The organism is Sinorhizobium sp. 7-81 (assembly GCF_030124405.1).
Lineage (GTDB): Bacteria > Pseudomonadota > Alphaproteobacteria > Rhizobiales > Rhizobiaceae > Sinorhizobium > Sinorhizobium psoraleae.
Map to the genome: position 1 here is coordinate 258,120 of NZ_JASKLT010000001.1, position 19,904 is coordinate 278,023.

Annotated in this window: 19 protein-coding genes and 1 pseudogene; 6 read left to right on the forward strand and 14 right to left on the reverse strand. The window is 62.7% G+C overall.

Annotated elements, in window-relative coordinates; all coding sequences use genetic code 11:
* Positions 1–3: 3 nt before the first annotated feature.
* Positions 4–1,173 (reverse strand): tyrosine aminotransferase, encoded by a 1,170-nt coding sequence (gene tatA, locus QN224_RS01260; protein ID WP_283975240.1) that lies wholly within the window; start codon positions 1,171–1,173, stop codon positions 4–6.
* 218 nt (positions 1,174–1,391) lie between these two features.
* On the opposite strand from tatA, the gene QN224_RS01265 reads away from it, so the two are divergent.
* Positions 1,392–1,859 carry an Lrp/AsnC family transcriptional regulator gene (locus QN224_RS01265; RefSeq protein WP_283975241.1) on the forward strand — a complete coding sequence of 156 codons (468 nt, stop codon included), beginning with the start codon at positions 1,392–1,394 and terminating at the stop codon, positions 1,857–1,859.
* 40 nt (positions 1,860–1,899) lie between these two features.
* Here QN224_RS01265 and QN224_RS01270 read toward each other — a convergent pair whose 3' ends face one another.
* From QN224_RS01270 to QN224_RS01280, 3 genes are all read right to left on the reverse strand, one after another.
* Positions 1,900–2,961, reverse strand: a complete 1,062-nt coding sequence (locus QN224_RS01270) for a succinylglutamate desuccinylase/aspartoacylase family protein (RefSeq protein WP_283975242.1) — start codon at positions 2,959–2,961, stop codon at positions 1,900–1,902.
* Between the two features lie 112 nt (positions 2,962–3,073).
* Complete coding sequence (locus QN224_RS01275; RefSeq protein WP_283975243.1) at positions 3,074–3,637, reverse strand: 2'-5' RNA ligase family protein; 564 nt, start codon at positions 3,635–3,637, stop codon at positions 3,074–3,076.
* Between the two features lie 207 nt (positions 3,638–3,844).
* Positions 3,845–4,483 carry a TetR/AcrR family transcriptional regulator gene (locus QN224_RS01280; protein ID WP_283975244.1) on the reverse strand — a complete coding sequence of 213 codons (639 nt, stop codon included), beginning with the start codon at positions 4,481–4,483 and terminating at the stop codon, positions 3,845–3,847.
* 92 nt (positions 4,484–4,575) lie between these two features.
* On the opposite strand from QN224_RS01280, the gene QN224_RS01285 reads away from it, so the two are divergent.
* The 3 genes from QN224_RS01285 to QN224_RS01295 are packed head-to-tail and all read left to right on the forward strand — an operon-like array spanning position 4,576 to position 8,627.
* Entirely contained in the window at positions 4,576–5,631 is a 1,056-nt protein-coding gene (locus tag QN224_RS01285) for an HlyD family secretion protein (RefSeq protein ID WP_283975245.1), read from the forward strand.
* Between the two features lie 41 nt (positions 5,632–5,672).
* The gene (locus tag QN224_RS01290; protein WP_283975246.1) at positions 5,673–6,908 is read left to right on the forward strand and encodes an adenylate/guanylate cyclase domain-containing protein; all 1,236 of its coding nucleotides are present in this window, start codon (positions 5,673–5,675) and stop codon (positions 6,906–6,908) included.
* Positions 6,909–6,965: 57 nt separating this feature from the next.
* A complete protein-coding gene (locus QN224_RS01295; protein WP_283975247.1) occupies positions 6,966–8,627 on the forward strand; it encodes an MFS transporter in 1,662 nt (553 codons plus the stop codon).
* Here the strand turns inward: QN224_RS01295 and QN224_RS01300 are convergent.
* On the reverse strand, positions 8,569–8,931 hold the full coding sequence (locus tag QN224_RS01300; protein WP_283975249.1) for a nuclear transport factor 2 family protein: 363 nt from the start codon (positions 8,929–8,931) through the stop codon (positions 8,569–8,571). The two genes, QN224_RS01295 and QN224_RS01300, sit on opposite strands and share 59 nt — an antisense overlap.
* Before the next feature lie 100 nt (positions 8,932–9,031).
* Positions 9,032–9,445, reverse strand: coding sequence for a nuclear transport factor 2 family protein (locus tag QN224_RS01305; protein ID WP_283975250.1), 414 nt, complete (start codon positions 9,443–9,445; stop codon positions 9,032–9,034).
* 71 nt (positions 9,446–9,516) lie between these two features.
* Between QN224_RS01305 and QN224_RS01310 the strand changes: the two genes are divergently transcribed.
* Positions 9,517–10,095, forward strand: a complete 579-nt coding sequence (locus QN224_RS01310; protein ID WP_283975251.1) for a TetR/AcrR family transcriptional regulator — start codon at positions 9,517–9,519, stop codon at positions 10,093–10,095.
* A gap of 153 nt (positions 10,096–10,248) precedes the next feature.
* Here QN224_RS01310 and QN224_RS01315 read toward each other — a convergent pair whose 3' ends face one another.
* From QN224_RS01315 to QN224_RS01330, 4 genes are all read right to left on the reverse strand, one after another.
* A complete protein-coding gene (locus QN224_RS01315) occupies positions 10,249–10,911 on the reverse strand; it encodes a hypothetical protein (RefSeq protein ID WP_283975252.1) in 663 nt (220 codons plus the stop codon).
* A gap of 172 nt (positions 10,912–11,083) precedes the next feature.
* Positions 11,084–12,646, reverse strand: coding sequence for a glutamine-hydrolyzing GMP synthase (gene guaA, locus QN224_RS01320; RefSeq protein ID WP_283975253.1), 1,563 nt, complete (start codon positions 12,644–12,646; stop codon positions 11,084–11,086).
* A gap of 113 nt (positions 12,647–12,759) precedes the next feature.
* Positions 12,760–13,398 (reverse strand): 5'-methylthioadenosine/S-adenosylhomocysteine nucleosidase, encoded by a 639-nt coding sequence (locus QN224_RS01325; protein WP_283975254.1) that lies wholly within the window; start codon positions 13,396–13,398, stop codon positions 12,760–12,762.
* Complete coding sequence (locus QN224_RS01330) at positions 13,395–13,847, reverse strand: PaaI family thioesterase (RefSeq protein WP_173511520.1); 453 nt, start codon at positions 13,845–13,847, stop codon at positions 13,395–13,397. The genes QN224_RS01325 and QN224_RS01330 overlap by 4 nt, the downstream gene beginning before the upstream one ends.
* Before the next feature lie 218 nt (positions 13,848–14,065).
* On the opposite strand from QN224_RS01330, the gene QN224_RS01335 reads away from it, so the two are divergent.
* Positions 14,066–14,620 (forward strand): GNAT family N-acetyltransferase, encoded by a 555-nt coding sequence (locus tag QN224_RS01335; RefSeq protein ID WP_283975255.1) that lies wholly within the window; start codon positions 14,066–14,068, stop codon positions 14,618–14,620.
* Here the strand turns inward: QN224_RS01335 and QN224_RS01340 are convergent.
* From QN224_RS01340 to QN224_RS01355, 4 genes and pseudogenes are all read right to left on the reverse strand, one after another.
* Positions 14,566–15,709 (reverse strand): annotated as a pseudogene (locus QN224_RS01340) (DUF1513 domain-containing protein). The gene QN224_RS01335 and the pseudogene QN224_RS01340 sit on opposite strands and share 55 nt — an antisense overlap.
* Positions 15,710–15,786: 77 nt before the next feature.
* Entirely contained in the window at positions 15,787–16,776 is a 990-nt protein-coding gene (locus tag QN224_RS01345) for a magnesium transporter CorA family protein (RefSeq protein WP_173511188.1), read from the reverse strand.
* Positions 16,777–16,988: 212 nt separating this feature from the next.
* Positions 16,989–18,116 (reverse strand): imelysin family protein, encoded by a 1,128-nt coding sequence (locus tag QN224_RS01350; RefSeq protein ID WP_283975257.1) that lies wholly within the window; start codon positions 18,114–18,116, stop codon positions 16,989–16,991.
* The gene (locus QN224_RS01355; RefSeq protein WP_283975258.1) at positions 18,116–19,666 is read right to left on the reverse strand and encodes a di-heme oxidoredictase family protein; all 1,551 of its coding nucleotides are present in this window, start codon (positions 19,664–19,666) and stop codon (positions 18,116–18,118) included. The genes QN224_RS01350 and QN224_RS01355 overlap by 1 nt, the downstream gene beginning before the upstream one ends.
* Between the last annotated feature and the right edge of the window lie 238 nt (positions 19,667–19,904).

Genomic DNA, 19,904 nt, shown 5'->3' on the forward strand with positions numbered 1-19,904 from the left:
CCGTCAGAGGCTCGTGAAATTGTGGACGACGCCGGCGACCTCCGCCGTCTTCAGCCCGGCGATGTTGATGCGGCCCGACGTCGGCATGTAGATGCCGTGCTCGCTTCTCAGCCGCATGACTTCCGCTTCCGAGAGCGGCAGCATCGAGAACATGCCTTCTTGGTCGGCGATCGCGCCCAGCGCCTGCCAGCGCGTTCTGAGCCCTTCGGCAAGCGCCCGGCGGATGCCCGTCATGCGCAGGCGCATCGCCTCGAGTTCCTCCGCCCAGTCGCGGGCGAGGTCGTCGTCGGCCAGGATTGTGCGCACCACGGCCGCGCCATGGTCCGGCGGCATGGAATAGCTCGTGCGGGCAAGCCCGGCGAGATTGGACCGCACCGTGTCGGCGGAGGCCGGCGAGGCGGTGCGTGCATAGATGGCGCCGGTGCGTTCGCGGTAGAGCCCGAAGGATTTCGAGCAGGAAACGGCAATGAGCGCCTCCGGAACGACGTCTATGAGATGCCGGAGGCCGGCCACGTCTTGGTTGAGACCACGGCCGAAACCCTGGTAGGCGAGATCGACCAGCGGCAGGAGACCCCGCTGCGCGACGATTGCGGCAATCTCCAGCCATTGCGCCTCGCTCAGCGCTCCGCCGGTCGGGTTATGGCAGCTTGCATGCAGCAGGACGGCGTCGCCGGCCGGCGCACCTTGGAGCGCGCCGACGAGATTGTCGAAGAGCACCGTCTGCGTGGGAATGTCGAAGAAGTCGTATGTTGCTGTCTCGAGACCCGCCGCCTTGAAGATGGCCGCGTGGTTTGGCCAGCTCGGCAGGCCCAGCCAGATCCGTTTACCGCCCAGACGGTGGATGAGGTCGGCCGCGAGCCGCAATGCGCCAGAGCCGCCGGGCGTCTGCACGCTTGCAATATGGCTCCGTTCGACCGTGTCGCCGCCGACGAGTGTCCAGAGATGATCGAGGAAGAGGGCATCCCCCTCGGGCCCGACATAGGCCTTGGTGTCCTGTGTTTCCAATAGCCGCTTCTCCGCTGCCTTCACGGCCCGGAAGATCGGCGTATGGCCGGTTTCGTCACGATAGACGCCGACACCAAGGTCCACCTTGCCGGGGCGATCGTCCCTTCGGAAGAGGCCGATCAGGGCCAGCAACGGGTCGTCGGGTTGACGGGCGAGAGCATCGAACATGCCAAATTCCCTCTGGTTCTAACGATCGGGAGATAGTTGTTTTAGACAAGCGGAAAGGCAAGCCGGATGAGCGGCCTGTTGGTTCTCTCTATAAAATGGTCTTGGAGCAAATTCGATGCTATATTTGCTCATCTGCAGAGATCGTTTGCAGATTTTTGCGTGAAGGCGAAGAATCCCTCTTCAAGATTGCGTAACTCTGTGGTTGGGGCGAATTGGCGATGGATCGCGGAAAAACGGAGCTGGATGCGATCGATCGGCGGATTATCCGCCTGCTCGTCGAGGATGCATCGAGAAGCAACAACGAACTGGCGGAAAGGGTCGGTCTCTCGCCGGCGCCATTGTCACGGCGGTTGGCGCGTCTCTATGCTGCGGGCGTCATCCGCCAGACGGTCGTCATCGATCCCAAGGCCGCCGGCATCGGCTTCCAGGCATTCGTCGAAGTGACGCTGGAGCGCACCGCCAGCAAGGTGGGACAGCGTTTCATCGAACTGGTCTCGCGGATGCCGGAAGTGGTCGAATGCCACACGGTTGCCGGCGACTTCGATTTTCTGCTGAAGATCGCCGTGCGGGACGTCGCGGACTACAAGCGCCTGCTCTGGAGCGAGTTCGAGCAGATCGCCGAAATCAAGACGCTTCGCTCGACGATCCTGCTCGATAGTCCGAAAATAAAGACCGCCGCCGTGTGATGCGAGGGAAAAACGTTGCACACTTCTCCTGGAATTGCCCTTAGGCTTCCAGCGTACCGGGCTTGCGGACCGCGCCCGACGGTTGCGCGCAGGCGATCTTCATGAGGTCGGACCGGCGGCGTGCGAAACGCGTCGAGACGCGGGTGACGATAAGGCCGTCCTGGGGCGCTCTTACCTCGACCGCGCCGTCCGGCATCCCGGGTCTGGCAATGATCGTTGCGACCAGGTCTCCCGCCTTCACGCTTTCTCCGATATCGCGGTGGAACAGGATCGCGCCGGCTTCGGGAGCGCGGATCATCTCGATGTTGTCGAGCGGCACGACCTTGCCGGCGAAGGTCGGAAGATCAGTGTGCGGGCCGGCGATGACGCCTCGCCCGAGGAGAAACTGCCACACGCCTTCGGCATCCTTCCGGGCAGTTTCCGGATAGACGTCGCGCGTGCCGCGCAGCTCCACCGTCACGGAAAGCCTGCCGGGCAGGGCCGTCTTCTTCCGGCCCTCGGTCTCGTTTTTCCAGGCATGGCCCACAGCTTCCTCGAAAGCGGAGCTTTCTCCGTCGGAGAGAAACACGGCCTTCATGTCGAGGGCGGCGGCGAGATCTGCCGCTTCTGGCCAGAAAGCCTCGTCGATATAGGCGTATTGCATCCCTTCGTCATCGCAATGGAGGTCGAGCACCAGGTCGGCGCCGAGTGCCATCCGGAGCAAATGCCGCTTCAGTCTGTCCATTGCCGAGTGGCGGTCGAGGTCATCGAGCAGATTGTCCCGCCCGCCGAGAGAAATCAGCGGGAAGTCGCGGTTGAAATTGGTGCGGGAGCCGAGATCGAAGCGACCTTGCAGCTCGCCGAAATGCGATTGCGCCGAACCGATCGGGTTTGCTTGCGGAACGACGGTGATATCGCCGAGGATCACGCCGTCGGCATTCGCCTGGCGCAGCTTCTCCAGGAGGAAATGCGAGAGCGCCGTGCCCGGCAGTTCGTTGGCGTGAAGCGCCGCCTGGATATAGACCCGGGGGGCTTCGGGCCTCCTGCCCTTGAACCGGAAGACCGGCAGCCGCCATTCGACGCCGGGCGTGTCGCCGGCGATGATGATTTCCGAAATTTCCACTTTGCCTCGTCCTCAAGATCTGGGGCGACGCCCCTACCGGATGTGCTTATGTGCTGCCGAGACCTGCCGCGCAAGCCAAGCTGGCGAGCAGACCTGTGACGCCCGCCGCAGATCAGGCGGCGAGCGGCCAGCGGCGAAGATGGCGGTGACGGCCTCGGCCATAAAGACTGTGCACGAGGACGATATCGCGCACCGTCCAGGTGATGGGCTCGAGGCGGACCTCCGGTACAGCGTAGTCGTCATAGAACAAGGTCAGATGCGGCTCGAACGGTCGGCTGGAGCAATCCAGCGAGCCGATGATCTGCCTGTGAATGGCCTGAAGCGCACCAGCGCCTTCGCGACACCTCATGACGAGCGCGCGACTGCTTCCTGTCCGGAAACTTGCCGCCCGGTCGAACGTCACGTCAAACGGCGACGCCGCGATCCTGCTGCCGATGCGGCAAGCGGCCGAAACGGCAACTTCCGGGAGGCCGCTGAAGCGGCCGAGGCCTACAAGTGAAACGTGAAGCCGCTCCGGCGGGTAGAGCCGGCCGGACAGGCCATATTTCTTCTTCAGCCGGCGGCCGGTCTCGATCAGGCGTTCTGCCGCAGCCGGCTCCGGAAGAACCGCAAAATAGAGGAGATCGGTGCTGACCGGTGCCGGTCTTGTATCGAAGCCGAACGAAAGCTGATCCATGCCGTCCTCCCGAGGGCGTCGAAGCCGGCGGCGGCTGGCGCCCGAACTGCTCTGTAGATATGTGAATATAATCCTAATCTCCGGATGCTGCCAAATCCGAAGAAGCGGTAAGTCGAGCGCAGCAGTTCGGCGCCTCGAGCTATGGCCCTATTCTTGGCAGCTAGGCTGTCGCGGGCTGCACAGAAGGCTTCTTTCGAGTCACATCCCTCACGGGCGGTCAGTCTGCTCGCCCTGCCTCGGTCGAACACCGTTCAAAAAGGTCTCTACGGCGGAAGCGACTGCCACCCGCGATTCTTCGTCTGACGGCGACGGCCGGATTCCAAGAATGACCTGAAGGAGATTGTCGCGGATCATGCCTACAAAGTGCCCGGCCACGCCGAGGCAATCAGCCGTCCGAATTTCTCCTCGTTGCCTGGCGACTTCAAGGACCTCGGCGAGCCGGGACGTAGCCCGGCCCGGTCCCTGTTCATGGAACGACTTTACGAGATCAGGGAAGCGATTGGTCTCGGTGATGGCAATTCGGTAGATGCCGATCAAGGTTGGCGATTTGTAAAGCTCCATGAGACGCTGACCAAATCCTGTCAGTGTCTCCTCCAGGTCGTGCGCTTCGATTTCCTCGATTGCCAAGGTCGACAGCACCTTGTCTGCGTTTTCGGCGACGATGGCGGCGAACAGGCCCTCCTTGTTGCCGAACTCATTGTAGATGTTGCGCTTCGATCCACCGGCACGCTCGATGATCGCGTCGATGCTTGTCGCCGCGTAACCTTGTTCGAAAAAGACCTCGGCGGCCGCTTGAAGAAGGATCTCTCGGCGACGTTTCGTACGCCCTGACTTTGCTGCAACCACGGCCTTCTAGCCTCTCATCAAAATCCACCCTCTTGACTGGTAATGTCCGTTACCGTATGTGTCAATGGTAACGCGCATTACCGGAGGGCGTCGTGGCGCAGATCAACAGGAAAAAGATCATCGGCTTGCTGCTGTGCCTCGGCGCCGTAATAGTCGTGGCTGCCGGATGGGCTCAGGCTCGCTCGAGCGGCGAAATCTCGACAGATAACGCTTACGTTCGCGGGGACGTGACCTCGCTCGCCCCAAAGGTAGCGGGCTACGTCACGGCCGTGGAGGTCGAGGACAACCAAACCGTCCGGGCGGGTGACATCCTGTTCCGGATCGACGATCGAGACTACCGCGCGCGGCTTGCGCAAGCAGTGGCCAATGTCGAAGCTGCCCAAGCTCGCCTCACCAATGTCGATGCGGAGACTGAGCTTCAGCATACCCTCGTTCGACAGGCTGAGGCCCAGAGACGTTCCGCTGTGGCCGAGATGAACCTCGCGATCAAGGCCTACGACCGCCGCCGCGAGCTTATCCGCAGCAATACAATCAGTCAGGCCCACGTCGATGAAAGTGATGCGGCACGATCGAGAGCCGAGGCGGGCGTGGCGGCCGCCTCGGCAACGGTCGAGGCTCAGCAGCTACGCATCGCCGTCCTTGCCGCTCAGCGCGAAGCTGCCGTTGCCGCCGTGGCGCAGGCACAGGCCGCGCGCGATCTGGCCCAAATCGATCTCGATAGCACCGTCGTCCGTGCGCCCGTCGGCGGCGTTGTCGGCAACCGCCAGGTCCGCATCGGCCGGCTTGTCGCGCCAGGGGCTTCCTTGCTCGACATCGTTCCGGTCAACTCTGTGTGGATCGTGGCGAATTTCAAGGAAACCCAGCTCGAACATATCCGGTCCGGTCAGCGCGTCCGCATCACCGTCGACGGCTACCCGAACGATAGGCTTGAAGGCGTGGTTGACAGCTTTGCGCCCGGCAGTGGCTCTGCCTTCAGCCTGCTCCCCGCAGACAATGCAACAGGAAACTTCGTTCGCGTCGTCCAGCGCGTTCCGGTGAAGATCCGGTTTGCCAGAAATCCGTTGGCCGGCCGGCTCGTGCCCGGCTTGTCCGCGCGTGTCGAGATCGATCTAGAAAGCGGCTTTGCGACGACGAAATCGCCAAGCTAATTGCTCGTGACGGCGGCGTGTTGAGGGAAAGAGACGGAACGATGATCGCAGAATGCGGCAGAGCCGGATCGCCGCCTGGTGCTAGCGGCGGCTCCATTAGTTCGGCGGCCACGATCGAACTGATCGAATGGCTGGTAGGGGATGAATGCCACGAACTGGACGACGCGGGTCTCGCAGCAGGGTTTGGACGGCGCCTCCGAGCGGCCGGTTTACCAATCGACCGGCTGACGCTCAATTTGAGAACGCTGCACCCGGAAATTCTCGGCCGCAGCGTGGCCTGGGCACCCAACGAAGCTGTCGAGGTTCGGGACAGGGAGCACGGCACCGAAATTTCGCCGGGCTTCGCAGGTAGCCCGCTCCGTCGCGTCATGGAGACGCGCAAGCCAGTGATCGTGCGTCTCGATGGCTCCATCGACCCAGCATGGGTCCATACGGACCTCTTTCACGGACGCGGTCTCATCGAATTCGTCATCGTCCCGCTGTGCAATGCCGATGGCCTGGTCAGTGCCGCAACCTTCTCGACGACATGCCCGAGCGGCTTTGCCCCGTCAGAGTTGGCTGCGTTGGACCGGATCGTTCCAGCTCTGCGCAACGCCTGCGAGCTGCGCACTCTCAGGAGAGTCGAGTTGACGCTGCTCGATACCTATGTTGGCGCGACGACAGCGCGGCGCGTGATGGCGGGCCGCATCCGCCGTGGCGAAGTCGAAACGCTTGAGGCCGGATTGATGCTCTGTGATCTGCGTGGCTTCACGGAGCTGTCTAACCGATTGCCCGCAGAGCGGGTGCTCGAACTTCTCAACGCCTACTTCGATCGCGTCGTGCCGGCAATTGCCGACGCGGGCGGTGAGGTGATCAAGTTCATGGGCGATGCGGCGCTCGCCTTTTTTCATCGCGATAGTCCCGCCGCGTCCTGCTCTGCCGCATTGCAGGGCTCACTAAGTGCGTTGGAAGGCTTGGGTCGGTTCGCGGCCCCCGATGCTGAACTCCATGCCGGCATCGCGCTGCACTACGGAGAGGTCGGTTACGGCAACATAGGCTCGGGCCGGCGGCTAGATTTCACGGTGATAGGGCCTGACGTCAATCTGGTGAGCCGGATTCAGGCCGTATGCAGCGCGACCAGCCGTCCACTCCTCATGTCCAAGCGATTTGCGATGCTCCTCAATCCCGGAACGGCGATTGCGGCTGGCCGGTATGCACTCACGGGATTTGTCGAGCCGGCGGAACTCTATTCGCTCGCTGGCAGCTTTGCTCAACGGTGGACTCCAAATGGGACGTAAGAGGGCCAGCCTCCAATATGCCGAAGTGCATGTCGAGATTGATCGAGGGAGTGGCTCATGACCACAGCCGTCGCCACTGCGCCGAGCCGCGACAGACCAGCGCCGGGAGCGCTTCTCGTCGCCGGCATAGTGCTTGCCACGCTGACGGAGGCGATCGCCAGCACCGTGCTTTCGCTCGGGCGCGGCGATATCATCGGCGACACCTATGCAACGCCAGATGAGTTCGCCTGGCTGGATATCGGATACACCGCTCTCAAGCTCATCGGATTCATGGCCGCCCCCTTGCTGATGAACCGTGTCAATCCGCTGAACCTGATCATCGGCTCAACGCTCATCATGGGCATGACGTGCGGCTTTGCCGCCGTCACGGCTCGGCTGGACCTGCTGATCGCGCTTCGACTTGTTCAGGGTTTCTCCGGCGGCATCCTGCTTGTCGGCGGCCAGGCGATCATTTTTCTCGCCTATCCGCGATCCCGCCAACCGATCCTTCAAGCCCTGTTTGCCATGGGCTCCGTCGTCGCCCCCGCGACCATCGCCCCGGCCCTTCAGGGGTGGTTGCTCGATAGCCAGTCCTGGACATGGATCTTCTTCAGCATTGTTCCGGTGGCCTTGGCGGCCGCGGGACTTCTGCTGATCGCGGACAGCCCGATGTTTGCCAAGGCCGCGCAACGTCCTTTTGATTGGATCGGCTTCTCGCTGATCTCCGTCGCGCTTTTCTGCCTCACCTATGTCTTCAGCCAGGGCAGCCGATGGGACTGGTTCGAGGAACCGCGCATTCTGTGGCTGACTGTGGTCGGTGCAGCCGCGCTGCTGGCATTTCTCGCCCAGCAGGTACTGGCCAAGGGGCAAGGTCTGCTCGACTTCACCCTGTTCAAATCGGAGGATTTCTGCTTCGCCTTTATCGTCAGTTTTGTCGCCGGTGCCGCTTTGTTCGGGAGCGCGTTCCTGATCCCGTCGTTTGCCATGTCCGTCCTCGCGTTCACGCCCACCGACGCCGGCCAGCTGCTGTTGCCAAGTGGCGCGCTTTTCATCGGCTCGCTCCTCGTTGCTGCCTTTCTCGTGCAGGTCCGCCGCGTTCCTCCGGTCGCCACGGTGCCCTTCGGAATCCTGATGATCATGGCTGCGATGTGGATGTTGTCCGGATCGACCAGCGAAAGCGGCGCGGACGACATGATGGCAGCGGTCCTGTTGCGCGGCTTCGGTCTTGGATTCCTGTTTCTATCGATCACGCTGATCGCCTTCAGCAGCCTCAACAGCCGAAATCTCGCCTCCGGCATAGGTCTCTTCAATACGGGTCGCCAGCTTGGTGGTCTTATCGGGGTCGCCGCACTCCAGACACTGATCGACCATAACGTCGCCGCCAATGTCGCGGTCCTTGGCGCCAACGTCACCGCAGGAGGCCCCGCGGTCGGCGAGCGGCTGACGAAGACGGCAGCCATGCTCGCGGCGCGAGGGTTGGACGCCACGGCCGCCGGCCGGGCAGCAACGAGCCTGCTCGGCAGGATCGTCACAGGCCAGTCCACCGTGATCGCCTTCGACACCGCGTTCAACGCAGTCGCCCTGCTCTTCGTCATCGCCGCGCCTGTGCTGGTCGCCATCAAGATCGGACTCTCCCGATATGCGAAAGTGCGCTCTGCGCGGCGCTTGCGTCCCTCGATCCCTATGGTCCCTTTACATACCCCTGTGCTTCGACGATCTTTCCGTCCCGAACGCGCATGACGTTGACGCCTCGAACCCGGTCCGCTTCGCGTTCGCTCCAGCGAAGCTGCCAGCGGATGATCCCGCGGTCCTCGCTAGCCCAAATCTCCTCCGCTTCAAAAACAAGGCCCGCGGAGGATGCGATTCCCTTCCAGAAGTTGAGGCATGCCTCACGTCCTTCGTAACGCGCTCCATCCGGAGCGGGCGCCGTATTCTCGAGAACGCAGCCCTCGCCAATCAGGTCGTCGAGGTCTTCGGGGCGGTGCGCCTCAAAGGCGCTGTTGAAGCGTTCCATGATTTCGCGGGTGACTTTGTCAGCGGTCATTTTCGCACCTCATTGAGCCATGGTGCCGCCGTCGATCCCGAGCGTGTGGCCGGTGATGAACGAGGCTCCGGTTGAACAAAAGTAAGACGGTGCTTGCAACTCACACTTGCCTTGTCATCCGTGCCGCGGATGACGCAGGCTCAGGCAGGGGAGCCGACTGACCGGGTGTTTTGGCATATGCCAAGGCCTCCACGATCCGACCGTTATGGACACGGATCAGGCTGACGCCGCGGACCGAGCCACCGTCGCCGAAATGGAAGCGCCAGCGGATGTTGGCGCGGTCGCCCATCACGAAGGTGTCTTCCACCTCGAAGTGGTTGACGCGGTCGGCCGCCATGCCCTGCCAGAACGCCAGATTCACATCGTAGCCTTCGTAGCGGGTGCCTTCCGGCGCCGGCTGGATCGACTCCATGACGCAATCCGGCGCGACCAGGTCTTCGAGGAGCGCAGGATTGTGCTCCTGAAACGCCTGGTTAAACCGGCGGATGATTTCGGATGTTTCTCTCGATCGCATGGCGCTCTCCTATATACAGACAGGTCTGTCTATATCTTGTAATATACAGACCTGTCTGTTAGAGGCAAGCGATGAAAGAAAAAAATTCTCATAGCCGCCCTGACGATAGTCCCGCGCGTCGCCGCTTGCTCGACACCGCGACCCGGCTTTTTTACGAGGGTGGCATCCACGCCGTGGGCATCGACCGCATTATTGCGGAGGCCGGCGTGGCCAAGGCGACGTTCTACAAGCATTTTCCGTCGAAGGACGAACTCGTCGTCGCCTATATCGAGGAGCAGGACAGGCTCGGGCGGGCAGCAGTCGCAGCGCTGCCGAAGCAGCCTCCACGGGAGATGATCGCAGGTATCATGGGGCGCATCAGCGAGGCCGTGGTCGCAGGGGGCTGGCGGGGGTGTCCGTTCCTCAACGCGGCGGCGGAATATCCAGACCCGAGCAGCCCTGTGCGGCAGGCGATTAATGCGCGCCGCTCATGGTATCACGACAGCCTCCGCGACCTTCTTGCCGCGGATGGCGATCCAGTTCCTTCAGTCACGGCCTCCCTCCTCGTCGCCGTATCGGACGGCTTGCTGGAAAGCGCCTATCTGGACGATCCCGAAAGCATCCCCGCCCTTGTCCGCGAGGCGGTGACCCGACTGCTGGACCGCCGTTGAGTCGCAGTCCGGCTATAAAACTTTTCGACGGTTGAGGCGCAGAGCGAGCGAGAATGGCCGCTTCCCGATGAGGGATCGCGAAAAGCGGATCGCGGCCAGCGACGTCGGAGCGATCCGGCAACCTCGCCAGCGTGGCGCGCATACCGGAACCGCTCAACCTTCCAGAATGTGATCCGCCAGGCTGTAGCAGTGGCTCGCCTGGTAGGCGTTCCGACCTCGGTTCATGTGCGTCAGATTGAAAGTTCGAATGGCGCGCAACACGCGGCGGGTCGCGAGGAATTTGCGGATAGAGCCGGAGGCCCGCACATTGATGCCGAAAATGTCCTCGCCGCGCGGGAAGAAATAACCGACGTCTTCTGGCGTCGTGACGCAGTGTTCGAGAAAGGGCTCGTCCACGTGGCCCTGCGCGGGTGACTCGTCCGTCGTGAAATCCGAAAGATGCACCAGGAATCTCGCACGGATGCCCTCGCCGTCCGCATAGAGCGTGAAAAGCTCCATCCAGCTCGCATTAACGCGGACAAGCGGCTTGTCGGAGGTCGACGGCAGACAAGAAACCGACCAGTAGTGACGCTCGGTCTTGCGCGGGATAGGGATGCAGTTTTGGCCGTAGAGTCTCAGAATCTCCAGAACTTCTTGTGCTTGCGGGTGACGAAGCAGCTTTTGAAACCGCGCGACGTACTTGAACCGCTGTTCCAGGGACTCCGAACGCTCGTCGGCGTCGTGCAGGTTCGTCTTGCCTTCTATCCAATTGCGCTGCTGCTCAAGATCCAGAAATTGGCGCAGACCAGTGGTGCTGCGGCGAGGAGTCGTGCTCATGTCAGGTGCATCCGATCGTCCTCCCGCGAAGTGCCGTCCCCGACACGATGCGACTTGTGGCCCTTCGCTACCCTATGCCGGCCGATAGGTGCCGATAGGAAGCGTCTTATTTTTTATCAGCATCTTATGGCGTGCTCTGGCTCAGAATCGGATACCGTCGGATGGGCAGAAATCACTCCCACTCGATCGTGCCCGGCGGCTTCGACGTCACGTCGTAGACGACGCGGTTGATGCCGCGGACCTCGTTGATAATGCGGGTTGCCGCGCGGCCGAGGAATTCCATGTCGTAGTGGTAGAAATCCGCGGTCATGCCGTCGACCGAGGTTACGGCGCGGAGTGCACAGACGAATTCGTAGGTGCGCCCGTCGCCCATGACGCCGACCGTCTGCACCGGCAGGAGTACGGCAAAGGCCTGCCAGATAGCGTCGTAGAGACCGGCCTTGCGGATTTCGTCGAGATAGATCGCGTCCGCCTCGCGCAGGATCTCGAGCTTCTCGCGGGTGATGCCGCCGGGGCAGCGGATCGCAAGGCCAGGTCCGGGGAAGGGGTGGCGGCCGATGAAGCTGTCCGGCAGGCCGAGTTCGCGTCCGAGCACGCGCACCTCGTCCTTGAAGAGTTCGCGCAGCGGTTCGACGAGCTGCATGTTCATGCGCTCCGGCAGGCCGCCGACATTGTGGTGCGACTTGATCGTCACCGACGGGCCGCCGGTGAAGGAAACGCTTTCGATCACATCAGGATAGAGCGTGCCCTGGGCGAGGAAATCGGCACCGCCGAGTTTCTTCGCCTCTTCCTCGAAAACCTCGATGAAGAGACGGCCGATGATCTTGCGCTTGGTCTCCGGATCGCTGACGCCTTCGAGTTCGCCGATGAATCGGTCGGAGGCATCGACGTGGAGGAGGTGGAGGTTGTAATGCTCCTTGAACATGGCGACGACGTTCGCCGCCTCGTCCTTGCGCATGAGACCATGGTCGACGAGGATGCAGGTAAGCTGGTCGCCGACCGCTTCGTGAATGAGAAGCGCAGCGACGGAGGAATCGACACCGCCCGAAAGGGCACAGATCACCTTCTTGTCGCCGACCTGCTCACGGATCGCCTCGACCGCCTTGGCGCGATAGGCTGACATGGTCCAGTCGCTCTTGATGCCGGCGATCTTGTGCACGAAATTTGCGATCAGCTTGGCACCATCAGGCGTGTGGACCACTTCCGGGTGGAACTGCACCGCGTAATATTTGCGCTTCTCGTCGGCGATGAAGGCAAAGGGTGCATTGGACGAGGTCGCGACCACCTCGAAACCTTCCGGGATTGCCGTGACGCGGTCGCCGTGCGACATCCAGACCTGGTGGCGCGAGCCGACCGACCAGACACCGTCGAAGAGGGCGCATTCCTTCTCGACCTCCAGGAAGGCGCGGCCGAATTCGCGGTGATGGCCGCCTTCCACCTTGCCGCCGAGCTGCGCGCACATGGTCTGCTGACCATAGCAGATGCCGAAGACCGGCAGACCGCTGTCGAAGATGACCGACGGCGCGCGCGGGGAGCCGATCTCGAGCGTCGAGGCCGGGCTGCCCGACAGGATCACCGCTTTCGGTTTCAGGCGCTTGAAACCCTCCTCGGCCGACTGGAACGGCACGATCTCGCAATAGACGCCGGATTCACGCACGCGCCGGGCGATAAGCTGGGTCACCTGGCTGCCGAAGTCGATGATGAGGACGGTATCGGGATGGGCTGTCTGGGTCATGTCGGGCCTTCAAACGAGCTGGGGTCAGGTCCTGCCCCTTAATCATGGCGAGCCTTTAATCAAAGCCCGGGATCAGTGCAACGATTACATTGCACCCCGACAATTTAGGGCCTTCAGAGCCTGATTTCACCGGTTTCCATTGCCGCTTCCAGCCTGTCGATCGCCGCGGCCAGCTTCTCGTCGATCACGTGCAGATATTCGGTCCAGTCGTCGACGTGCTTGAGTTCAGCCTTTCCGTCCGAAATGCCGCGCAGCCCGATCAGCGGCAAGCCGAAGGATTGGCAGGCGCGCAGGACCGCGAAAGTCTCCATCTCGACCATGTCGGCGTCTATCCCGTCATAGGTCTTTCCCGAGACGATGTTGGCGCCGGTCGAAAGCCGCGCCTCCCTTACGCCCGGGATGCGTAGCGGCAGGTCGACGACCGCCGGCAGATCGAGGAACGGCGTTGCCCCTTTCTCGAAACCCAGCACGGACGCGTCCATGTCGCGATAGCCGACCGAGGTCGCCTGGTAGACTTCGGTCTGTTCGAGCGTGGCGGACCCCGCCGAGCCTAGCGAAACGACGAGATCGGGCAGATTGTTGCCGCCATCGAGCGAGGCGAGCGTCCGCGTCAATGTGACGGCGGCTTCGACCGGGCCGACGCCGGTCATCAGCGGTGCAATGCGGGCGCGCAGACTTGGCCCATATTCCGCGTCGACCGCCATCACGTAGAGGATCTTCCTGCCGGCCACGGACTTCAGTTCAAAGCTCATCCCTCGATCCCCTCGCGTCCGCGCACCACCATCATGGTGCCCGTCATCGATGCGATCAGCTTTGCCGGCCCGTCCGGGCGTATGGCATAGCCCCGCCCGTCCGAAACGATGATTGTCGTGCCAGGCTTCGTCACCTCGCCGCGGAAAAGAAAGCGGTCGCCGCGGCCGGGCGACAGAAGGTTCACCTTGAATTCGATCGTCAGCAGCGATGCGTCGGGGTCGATCAGCGAATAGGCCGCATAGGTGCCGGCGGCGTCAAGCGCGGCAGAAATCACCCCGGCATGCAGCAGGCCGTGTTGCTGCGTGAGCTTGCCGTCGAAGGGCAATTCGATCTCTACCGTTCCCTGTTCGATGCGCGTCAACTCGGCGCCGATGGTGTGCATCGCCGCCTGGCGGTTGAAGCTTTCCCGGATGCGGGCGTGAAAATCATGCGGCTCGCTGTCGTCGATCAATAGAAGAAGCCTTTCCGAGGGCGGGGCCGACTGCCCGCTTCGCCCGACAGTGGCACGCGGGCGGAAGCAGGACAAGCATGAGCGACGCGGAAAATCGGCGCGCTGAGTAACCGCCGGCGCCAGCTTTCGCGCTTCAACCGCATCGGGGCAAAAGATGCGCAAATTGGGACCGGCGCTTGCTTTCGCGAACCCCTGCTGATCCATATATGTCTACAATGAGGAACATCAGACGCATTGAAATCCGACCGGCCGTAGCCGACGATGTCCTGATGATGGCGTCAGTGCTCGTCGAAACCTGGCGGTCGACGTTTCGCGGGCTCATTTCCGATGCGTATCTCGAGGCGATGACGGTCGAGGACCAGGCGATCCGGCATGCGCGCCGGATGCGCGCCGCAGGCGTTTTCCACACCGTCGCCGTCGACATGGCCACCAAGAAGGTCATCGGCCTGGCGAGTTACGGGCGGGCGCGTTCGATGCCGCCGGCCTTCGATCGGGAACTCTATACGCTCTATCTCCTGGAGGAGTTCCAGGGTGCTGGCATCGGCTCTGCGCTCGTGCGCACGATTGCCGGCCATTGCCGTGACACGGGCGCCTCGTCGCTTTTTGCCTGGGTGCTGGCCGACAATCCGAACCGCGCTTTTTATGAACGGCTCGGTGCCCGCGTCGTCGGTCGAGGGCGCGTCAGCGTCGGCGGAGAAATCTACGATCAGGTCGCCTATCGCTGGGACGATCTCACAGCGCTTTCCGGCGCCGGGAATGCCGCGATGTGATCGCGGCTATCCCAATCTGACGATATGCTGGTCCCAGGCAACGGCGCTTTTGCGCTCCTTGAAGCGCCCGTCGTACGAGGAAACCGCAAATCCGTGCGCGGCCTCGGCGACGCCTGCGGCCTCGGCGATGACTTCTTGCTTCAAAACGGAGCCCGTCCGGGCATCGAGCGTAACGGCGACATTGCCTTTCGGGGACGTCAGGCCGACGAGCCCTTCGCGGCGGTTGACGGCGATTGCGCCGACATAGTTCGCGAGCGCTTCGGTCGTCCGCTCGGGGAGGGTGAGGAAGGCCAGGTCTTCGCCCGGGGAAAAGTGGCCGACGAGCGGTGGCAGCTCGTTGCGCGCCCCTTCGTACTGGCAGGCGAACCAGATCTTTCCCTCGGCATCGATGTCCACGTGCCGGGTCGAAAGCCGGCTAAGCTCCTTCGGCAGCACGTGCCTTTCGATGAGCGCGCCCGTGAGGGTGTCGACGAGCGTGAGACTCGGCTCCATTTGATCGAGGTTGAGCTTGGTGCGTCCGAAGTCCGGATGGGTCTCTATGCCCCCATTGGCGATCGCGAGCGTCCTCCGGTCGGCGGCAAGCGTCATGTCATGCGGTCCGATGCCATAGGTCGGAAATTCTCCGATCCGAGCAAATCCCCTGGTCCCGTCGTAGACGCCGATCATGCCGCGATTGGCGGAAAAGTCGTTCTCGGTGGCGTAAAGCAAGCGCCCGTCGGCGGAAAAACAGCCGTGGCCAAAGAAATGCCGGCCATCGGCGGCGGTAATGACGACCGGCTCGGCCGTGCCGTCGGGCGAAAAGATCACGGCATAGGCACCCGGCCGGCGGGCAAAGGCGACTGCCCGGCGGCTTTCCGGTGAGAACGTCATGCCGTGAGCACGCGCCGGCAGCAGCGTCCGGTCGACGATTTCGCCCTCTTCCGTGAGCGTCGCCACACCGTAGCTGCCGTCCGGGTCCATGAAGGCCGAAGCGAAGACGGCATCCGCTCGTTCGAGCGCAAAGGCAGCACGCGGCGCAAGCGTCGCCACCCAGGCGGCGCCTGCTATTTTGATGAAGCTGCGTCGGTCAATAAGGCTTTTCGCGTTCATGCGCGTCTTGTCGTAAACGGGACGATGGCGGCGGTGATGCTGCCGCCGATCCCGATTGGGTGTAGCAGATAATCGCGTTACAGCCAGCCCCGGCGCTTGAAATAGAGAAAGGGCAGCAAAGCCGAAAGCACCATCATGGATAGTGCGTAGGGGTAGCCGAGCTGCCATTTCAACTCCGGCATCACGTCGAAATTCATGCCGTAGATCGAGGCGACCAGCGTCGGCGGCAGGAACACGACAGCCGCCACCGAGAAGATCTTGATGATCTGGTTCTGTTCGAGATTTATGAGGCCGAGCGTCGCATCGAGCAGGAAATTGATCTTGTTCGAGAGAAACAGCGCGTGATCGCCGAGTGAAGTCGCGTCGCGCTGGATCAGCTTGACCCGCTGGCGGCTCTCCTTTGCCGCCTTGCGCTGGCCATTTCCCTCGATTGCGACGTGATAGGCGACGAGCCTGCCGACGCTGACCAGGCTTTCGCGAATGATCGTCAACAGGTCGCCCTTCTGACCGATCTGCTCGATCAGCGATTGCAGGTCGCGCGTCTTCTTGGTGGCGCTGGCGTTCGACTTTCGGAAGACTTCGCGCGAGATCGCATCAACCTCGTTGCCGGCGCGCTCCAGTGCGTCCGCCGTGCGGTCAATCATCGCCTCAAGCAGTCCGAGCATCACCAGTTCGCCGGTTTCGCACGCCGCTCCGTTCGGCTTCTGGATCCGGTTGGCGTAGACCTGAAACGACTTCGGATCGGCGTGACGTACCGTGACGAGACTCGTTCCCTTGAGAATGAACGTCACCGGCACTTTGGCCGGATAGTCGCTGTCGAGTTTCGCCGCCGCGGTCATCGTCATGAACTCGGCGCCGTCCTCCTGGTAGAGGCGATCGGAAAGTTCGATTTCCTGCATCTCGTCCCGTGTAGGGATCGCGATTGCCAGCCTGTCCTCGACGAGCCGCGTTTCTTCGGCGGAAGGGTTGAAGAGGTCGAACCAGATCACCGGCTCCGGCGAAGCCAGGCCGTTGAGGAGATCGACGAGCACGAGATGGCTGTTCTGGCTTTTGTAGATGCGCAGCATTTGGGGCTCCATGGGGCCAAGTCGTCCGACCGCCTGAAGCCCTGATCAATCAGGACCGGACGGCCGTGAGCGTGAAGGCTCGACTTCGACTGTCGGGGTTCATTTCCGGTTGATCCTTATGGTGAAACATGCCCGAAGACGGACACGGAATGCCCTTTGCGCCCAAAGGGCCGGCTTGTCAACCTGAGCGCCCGACAGCTCTCTGAAACCGGTCAATCGCCGTCGGCGAACGAAAAGCCGGCTCCAAGTCCAATCGCGCCGCCGAAGTCCCGGTTCAGCCTGTCGAGCAGGTCGGCGGTGTTGAGCGCGATGAAATCGAGCGTGGCTCGCTGTTTTTCGTCGGCAAGCGCCGCATCGATCGGACCATCGATGCGGTCCGCTGCGCCGATCAGCGACTTCAACAGGAAGTTCACCGAGCTGGCGATCGAGCGGCTGTCGGCGGGAAGCAGGCTTTCCATCGCGGCCGTGTTGAAGAGCATCTGCAGCGCCCGGAGATTCGCCGAGATCGACGGCATCGTATTTTCCGAGCGCCAGTAGATGGCGAGCTTCGGGCGACTCTCGTCCCGCTTCCCGTCGATCGCCCCGGCATAAAAGGGCCGCAGCCGCTGGTCCTTCACCATCTCGACGCTGTGGACTAGGATGCCGAGCAGCTCCGTCGCGGCCTCCTTGTTGTCGCGGAAGAGCGGATTGCCGGGGCCGGGTTTCTTCCAGCCAGCCTGTATACCGTCCGGTTTTTCCCATGCGGCAAGCAATTCGCTGGCGATCGCCTTCAGGTTCTGCGATATCGCGTGGCCGTAACGACAACGGAAATCGCCGTTCTTCCCGGCGAGCACCTCCGCTCCGGTGCCGTAAAGGACGTATTCAAGCGCGCCGAGCCCCTGCACCGCGACGCTCTTTGTCTTGAGGCGGCCCGGTTCCGTTGCTGTCTCGTCGCCCTTGGCAAGAATGGCCTGTACCTGCTTGAGGCCGGTGCTCTTGCGATCGGGATAGAACAGGAACCGCTCGAACCGGTTCTGTTCGAGGGCCGGCCCCAGGCGGACGATTTCGATCGCGGACCATTTCCGAACGACGCCGGAGAAAGCTGCTCGCGTCGTCTCGAGCGCTGGCTCGGACGGGGCACGGCAAAGCGTCGACGTTGCTTCGACGAGGAGGGCCGTTGAGTGCGACAGGTCGCGATAGCCGGGAATGACGAAGTCGTCCACGGCCTTCGCCATGACGCCCGGCAGGGCAGCCTCGTCAAGCACACGCGGCGAGAGCGCAGTTCCCTCCTGCGCTGCCGCGGGCATCGCGGTGTGCGCCATGAGGAGAAGGCCGAGTGCCAGGAAATGCCAAAGGCGCATCAGAGTGACTCCAGAAATCTGATAAGAGCTTTACGGTCTTCCTTCGGCAGGCTGGCAAAGGCGTTCCGCGTCTTTTCTGCTTCACCGCCGTGCCAAAGAATGGCCTCGGTTAGATTGCGGGCGCGGCCATCGTGGAGGAAGTAGGTGTGGCCACTGACGGTTTGCGTCAATCCGATCCCCCAGAGCGGCGGCGTGCGCCACTCGCGGCCATCGGCGACGCCGACTTGCTGGCCGTCTGCGAGACCTTCACCCATGTCGTGCAGCAGGAAATCCGAATAGGGCCAGATCAACTGGAACGCCTGCTCCTTGTGCGGTGCATCGCGCCGGGTCACGAATTTCGGCGTATGGCAAGCCGTGCAGCCGGATTCGTAGAAGAGCTGCTTTCCCTTAAGCGTTTCCGGGAAGCTTGCCTTGCGGCGGGCGGGCACGGCCAGATTGGAGGCATAGAAGGTCACGAGACCAAGCACCGGGTCAGGTGCCTCGACGGGACCGAGCCGTTCTTGAACGCCGACGGGGAGCGCCAGGCAGTCGGTCTGCGCGTCGGTGCAATCGCCATGGCTGCGGTCGTTGTCCGGGCTGGAAATACCGATGTCGATGGCGAAGGCATCGGCAGCCTGGCGGCGCAGCGACGCGCTCTGCGCCTTCCAGCCGAAGCGACCAAGCGCCATGGCTCCGGTTTTGGCGTCGCGGAGCAGGGCGGGCCGCCCGCTGGTGCCGTCCCCGTCGCGGTCGTCGGCATCTGCACGCGCCAGAATATCGGCCTCGTGGATCGCCTCGATCAGTCCGAGACCGATCATCGGCGAGGCGACGCGCGGTGAGAGCGTCGTCGTCGGATCGAGCGGACCATAGGCAAGGTCCGCGACCGCGTAATGTGGCTTGCGCAGGGAAACGCTTTCGCCGCCCGCAAGCGTCACCTGCGCTTCCGTGTAGCCGATGGTGACGCGCCCTTCGGCTGCGATCCCTGGCACGGCACTGTCCTGAAGCTGCGTGCCGTAGACAGGATCGGGAAAATTGAGAGTGGCATGGGAGGCGATCGCCTGCCGTTCGGCATCGTCGCGCGGTGCACGGGCAAGGCGATAAAACATCGAGGTTGCGTCCGACGCCCCTTCCGGCGGCCGGCCGCGCCCATCGCGGGGATGACAGCTCTCGCAGGCGCGGGCGTTGTAGAGCGGGCCGAGCCCGTCGGAGGCCTGCGTGGACGAGGGCGACGAAACCCAGAGCTTCTCGAAGAGCGCCTTGCCGAGCTTGAAGTTCTGCTCGGCCTCGAAGGGCAGGTTCGCGGAAAACTGGGAGAACGCCTTCCGGTCGATCGGCGCAATCGTCGTTGCGGCGCCAGCGGAAAGGGCCTCGAACTGTTCGGCCTTGGAGAAATCCGTCGTCGGCTGGGTGACGATCAGCACACGCTCGCGGTCGCGCTCGGAAAGGTCTTGGCGTTCGGGGCGAGACGAGATCTGATTGTCTGCTACCTGCCCGGCGCTACACCCCCCTCTGCCCTGCCGGGCATCTCCCCCACAAGGAGGGAGATCGGCCAGCGGCGATGCCTCGCTCACCCGATTACTCGCGGCTTGTATCGTTGAATGCGACCACCCCGGCACTTGTGCACTCGCCGTCAGGCAATGCTTTGCCTGCGGCCAATCTCCCCCCTTGTGGGGGAGATGCCCGGCAGGGCAGAGGGGGGTATCGACTCCGCCTTTCCCGATTTCAGCCGTTGCAATCCGTTGGAATTCCGCATTGACGGCGAGGCCGGGACCGTCGCCCGTCGTCGCTGCGGTTGCGGTGACGCTGATG

What these genes read in the sequence shown, in the direction of transcription:
- QN224_RS01275 (WP_283975243.1), bottom strand. Translation starts at nt 3,637, where the DNA reads ATGGATCAGCTTTCGTTCGGCTTCGATACAAGACCGGCACCGGTCAGC.
- QN224_RS01345 (WP_173511188.1), bottom strand. Translation starts at nt 16,776, where the DNA reads ATGCTGCGCATCTACAAAAGCCAGAACAGCCATCTCGTGCTCGTCGAT.
- QN224_RS01335 (WP_283975255.1), top strand. Translation starts at nt 14,066, where the DNA reads ATGAGGAACATCAGACGCATTGAAATCCGACCGGCCGTAGCCGACGAT.
- QN224_RS01315 (WP_283975252.1), bottom strand. Translation starts at nt 10,911, where the DNA reads ATGAGCACGACTCCTCGCCGCAGCACCACTGGTCTGCGCCAATTTCTG.
- QN224_RS01300 (WP_283975249.1), bottom strand. Translation starts at nt 8,931, where the DNA reads ATGACCGCTGACAAAGTCACCCGCGAAATCATGGAACGCTTCAACAGC.
- QN224_RS01290 (WP_283975246.1), top strand. Translation starts at nt 5,673, where the DNA reads ATGATCGCAGAATGCGGCAGAGCCGGATCGCCGCCTGGTGCTAGCGGC.
- QN224_RS01305 (WP_283975250.1), bottom strand. Translation starts at nt 9,445, where the DNA reads ATGCGATCGAGAGAAACATCCGAAATCATCCGCCGGTTTAACCAGGCG.
- QN224_RS01310 (WP_283975251.1), top strand. Translation starts at nt 9,517, where the DNA reads ATGAAAGAAAAAAATTCTCATAGCCGCCCTGACGATAGTCCCGCGCGT.
- tatA (WP_283975240.1), bottom strand. Translation starts at nt 1,173, where the DNA reads ATGTTCGATGCTCTCGCCCGTCAACCCGACGACCCGTTGCTGGCCCTG.
- guaA (WP_283975253.1), bottom strand. Translation starts at nt 12,646, where the DNA reads ATGACCCAGACAGCCCATCCCGATACCGTCCTCATCATCGACTTCGGC.
- QN224_RS01265 (WP_283975241.1), top strand. Translation starts at nt 1,392, where the DNA reads ATGGATCGCGGAAAAACGGAGCTGGATGCGATCGATCGGCGGATTATC.
- QN224_RS01350 (WP_283975257.1), bottom strand. Translation starts at nt 18,116, where the DNA reads ATGCGCCTTTGGCATTTCCTGGCACTCGGCCTTCTCCTCATGGCGCAC.
- QN224_RS01295 (WP_283975247.1), top strand. Translation starts at nt 6,966, where the DNA reads ATGACCACAGCCGTCGCCACTGCGCCGAGCCGCGACAGACCAGCGCCG.
- QN224_RS01325 (WP_283975254.1), bottom strand. Translation starts at nt 13,398, where the DNA reads ATGAGCTTTGAACTGAAGTCCGTGGCCGGCAGGAAGATCCTCTACGTG.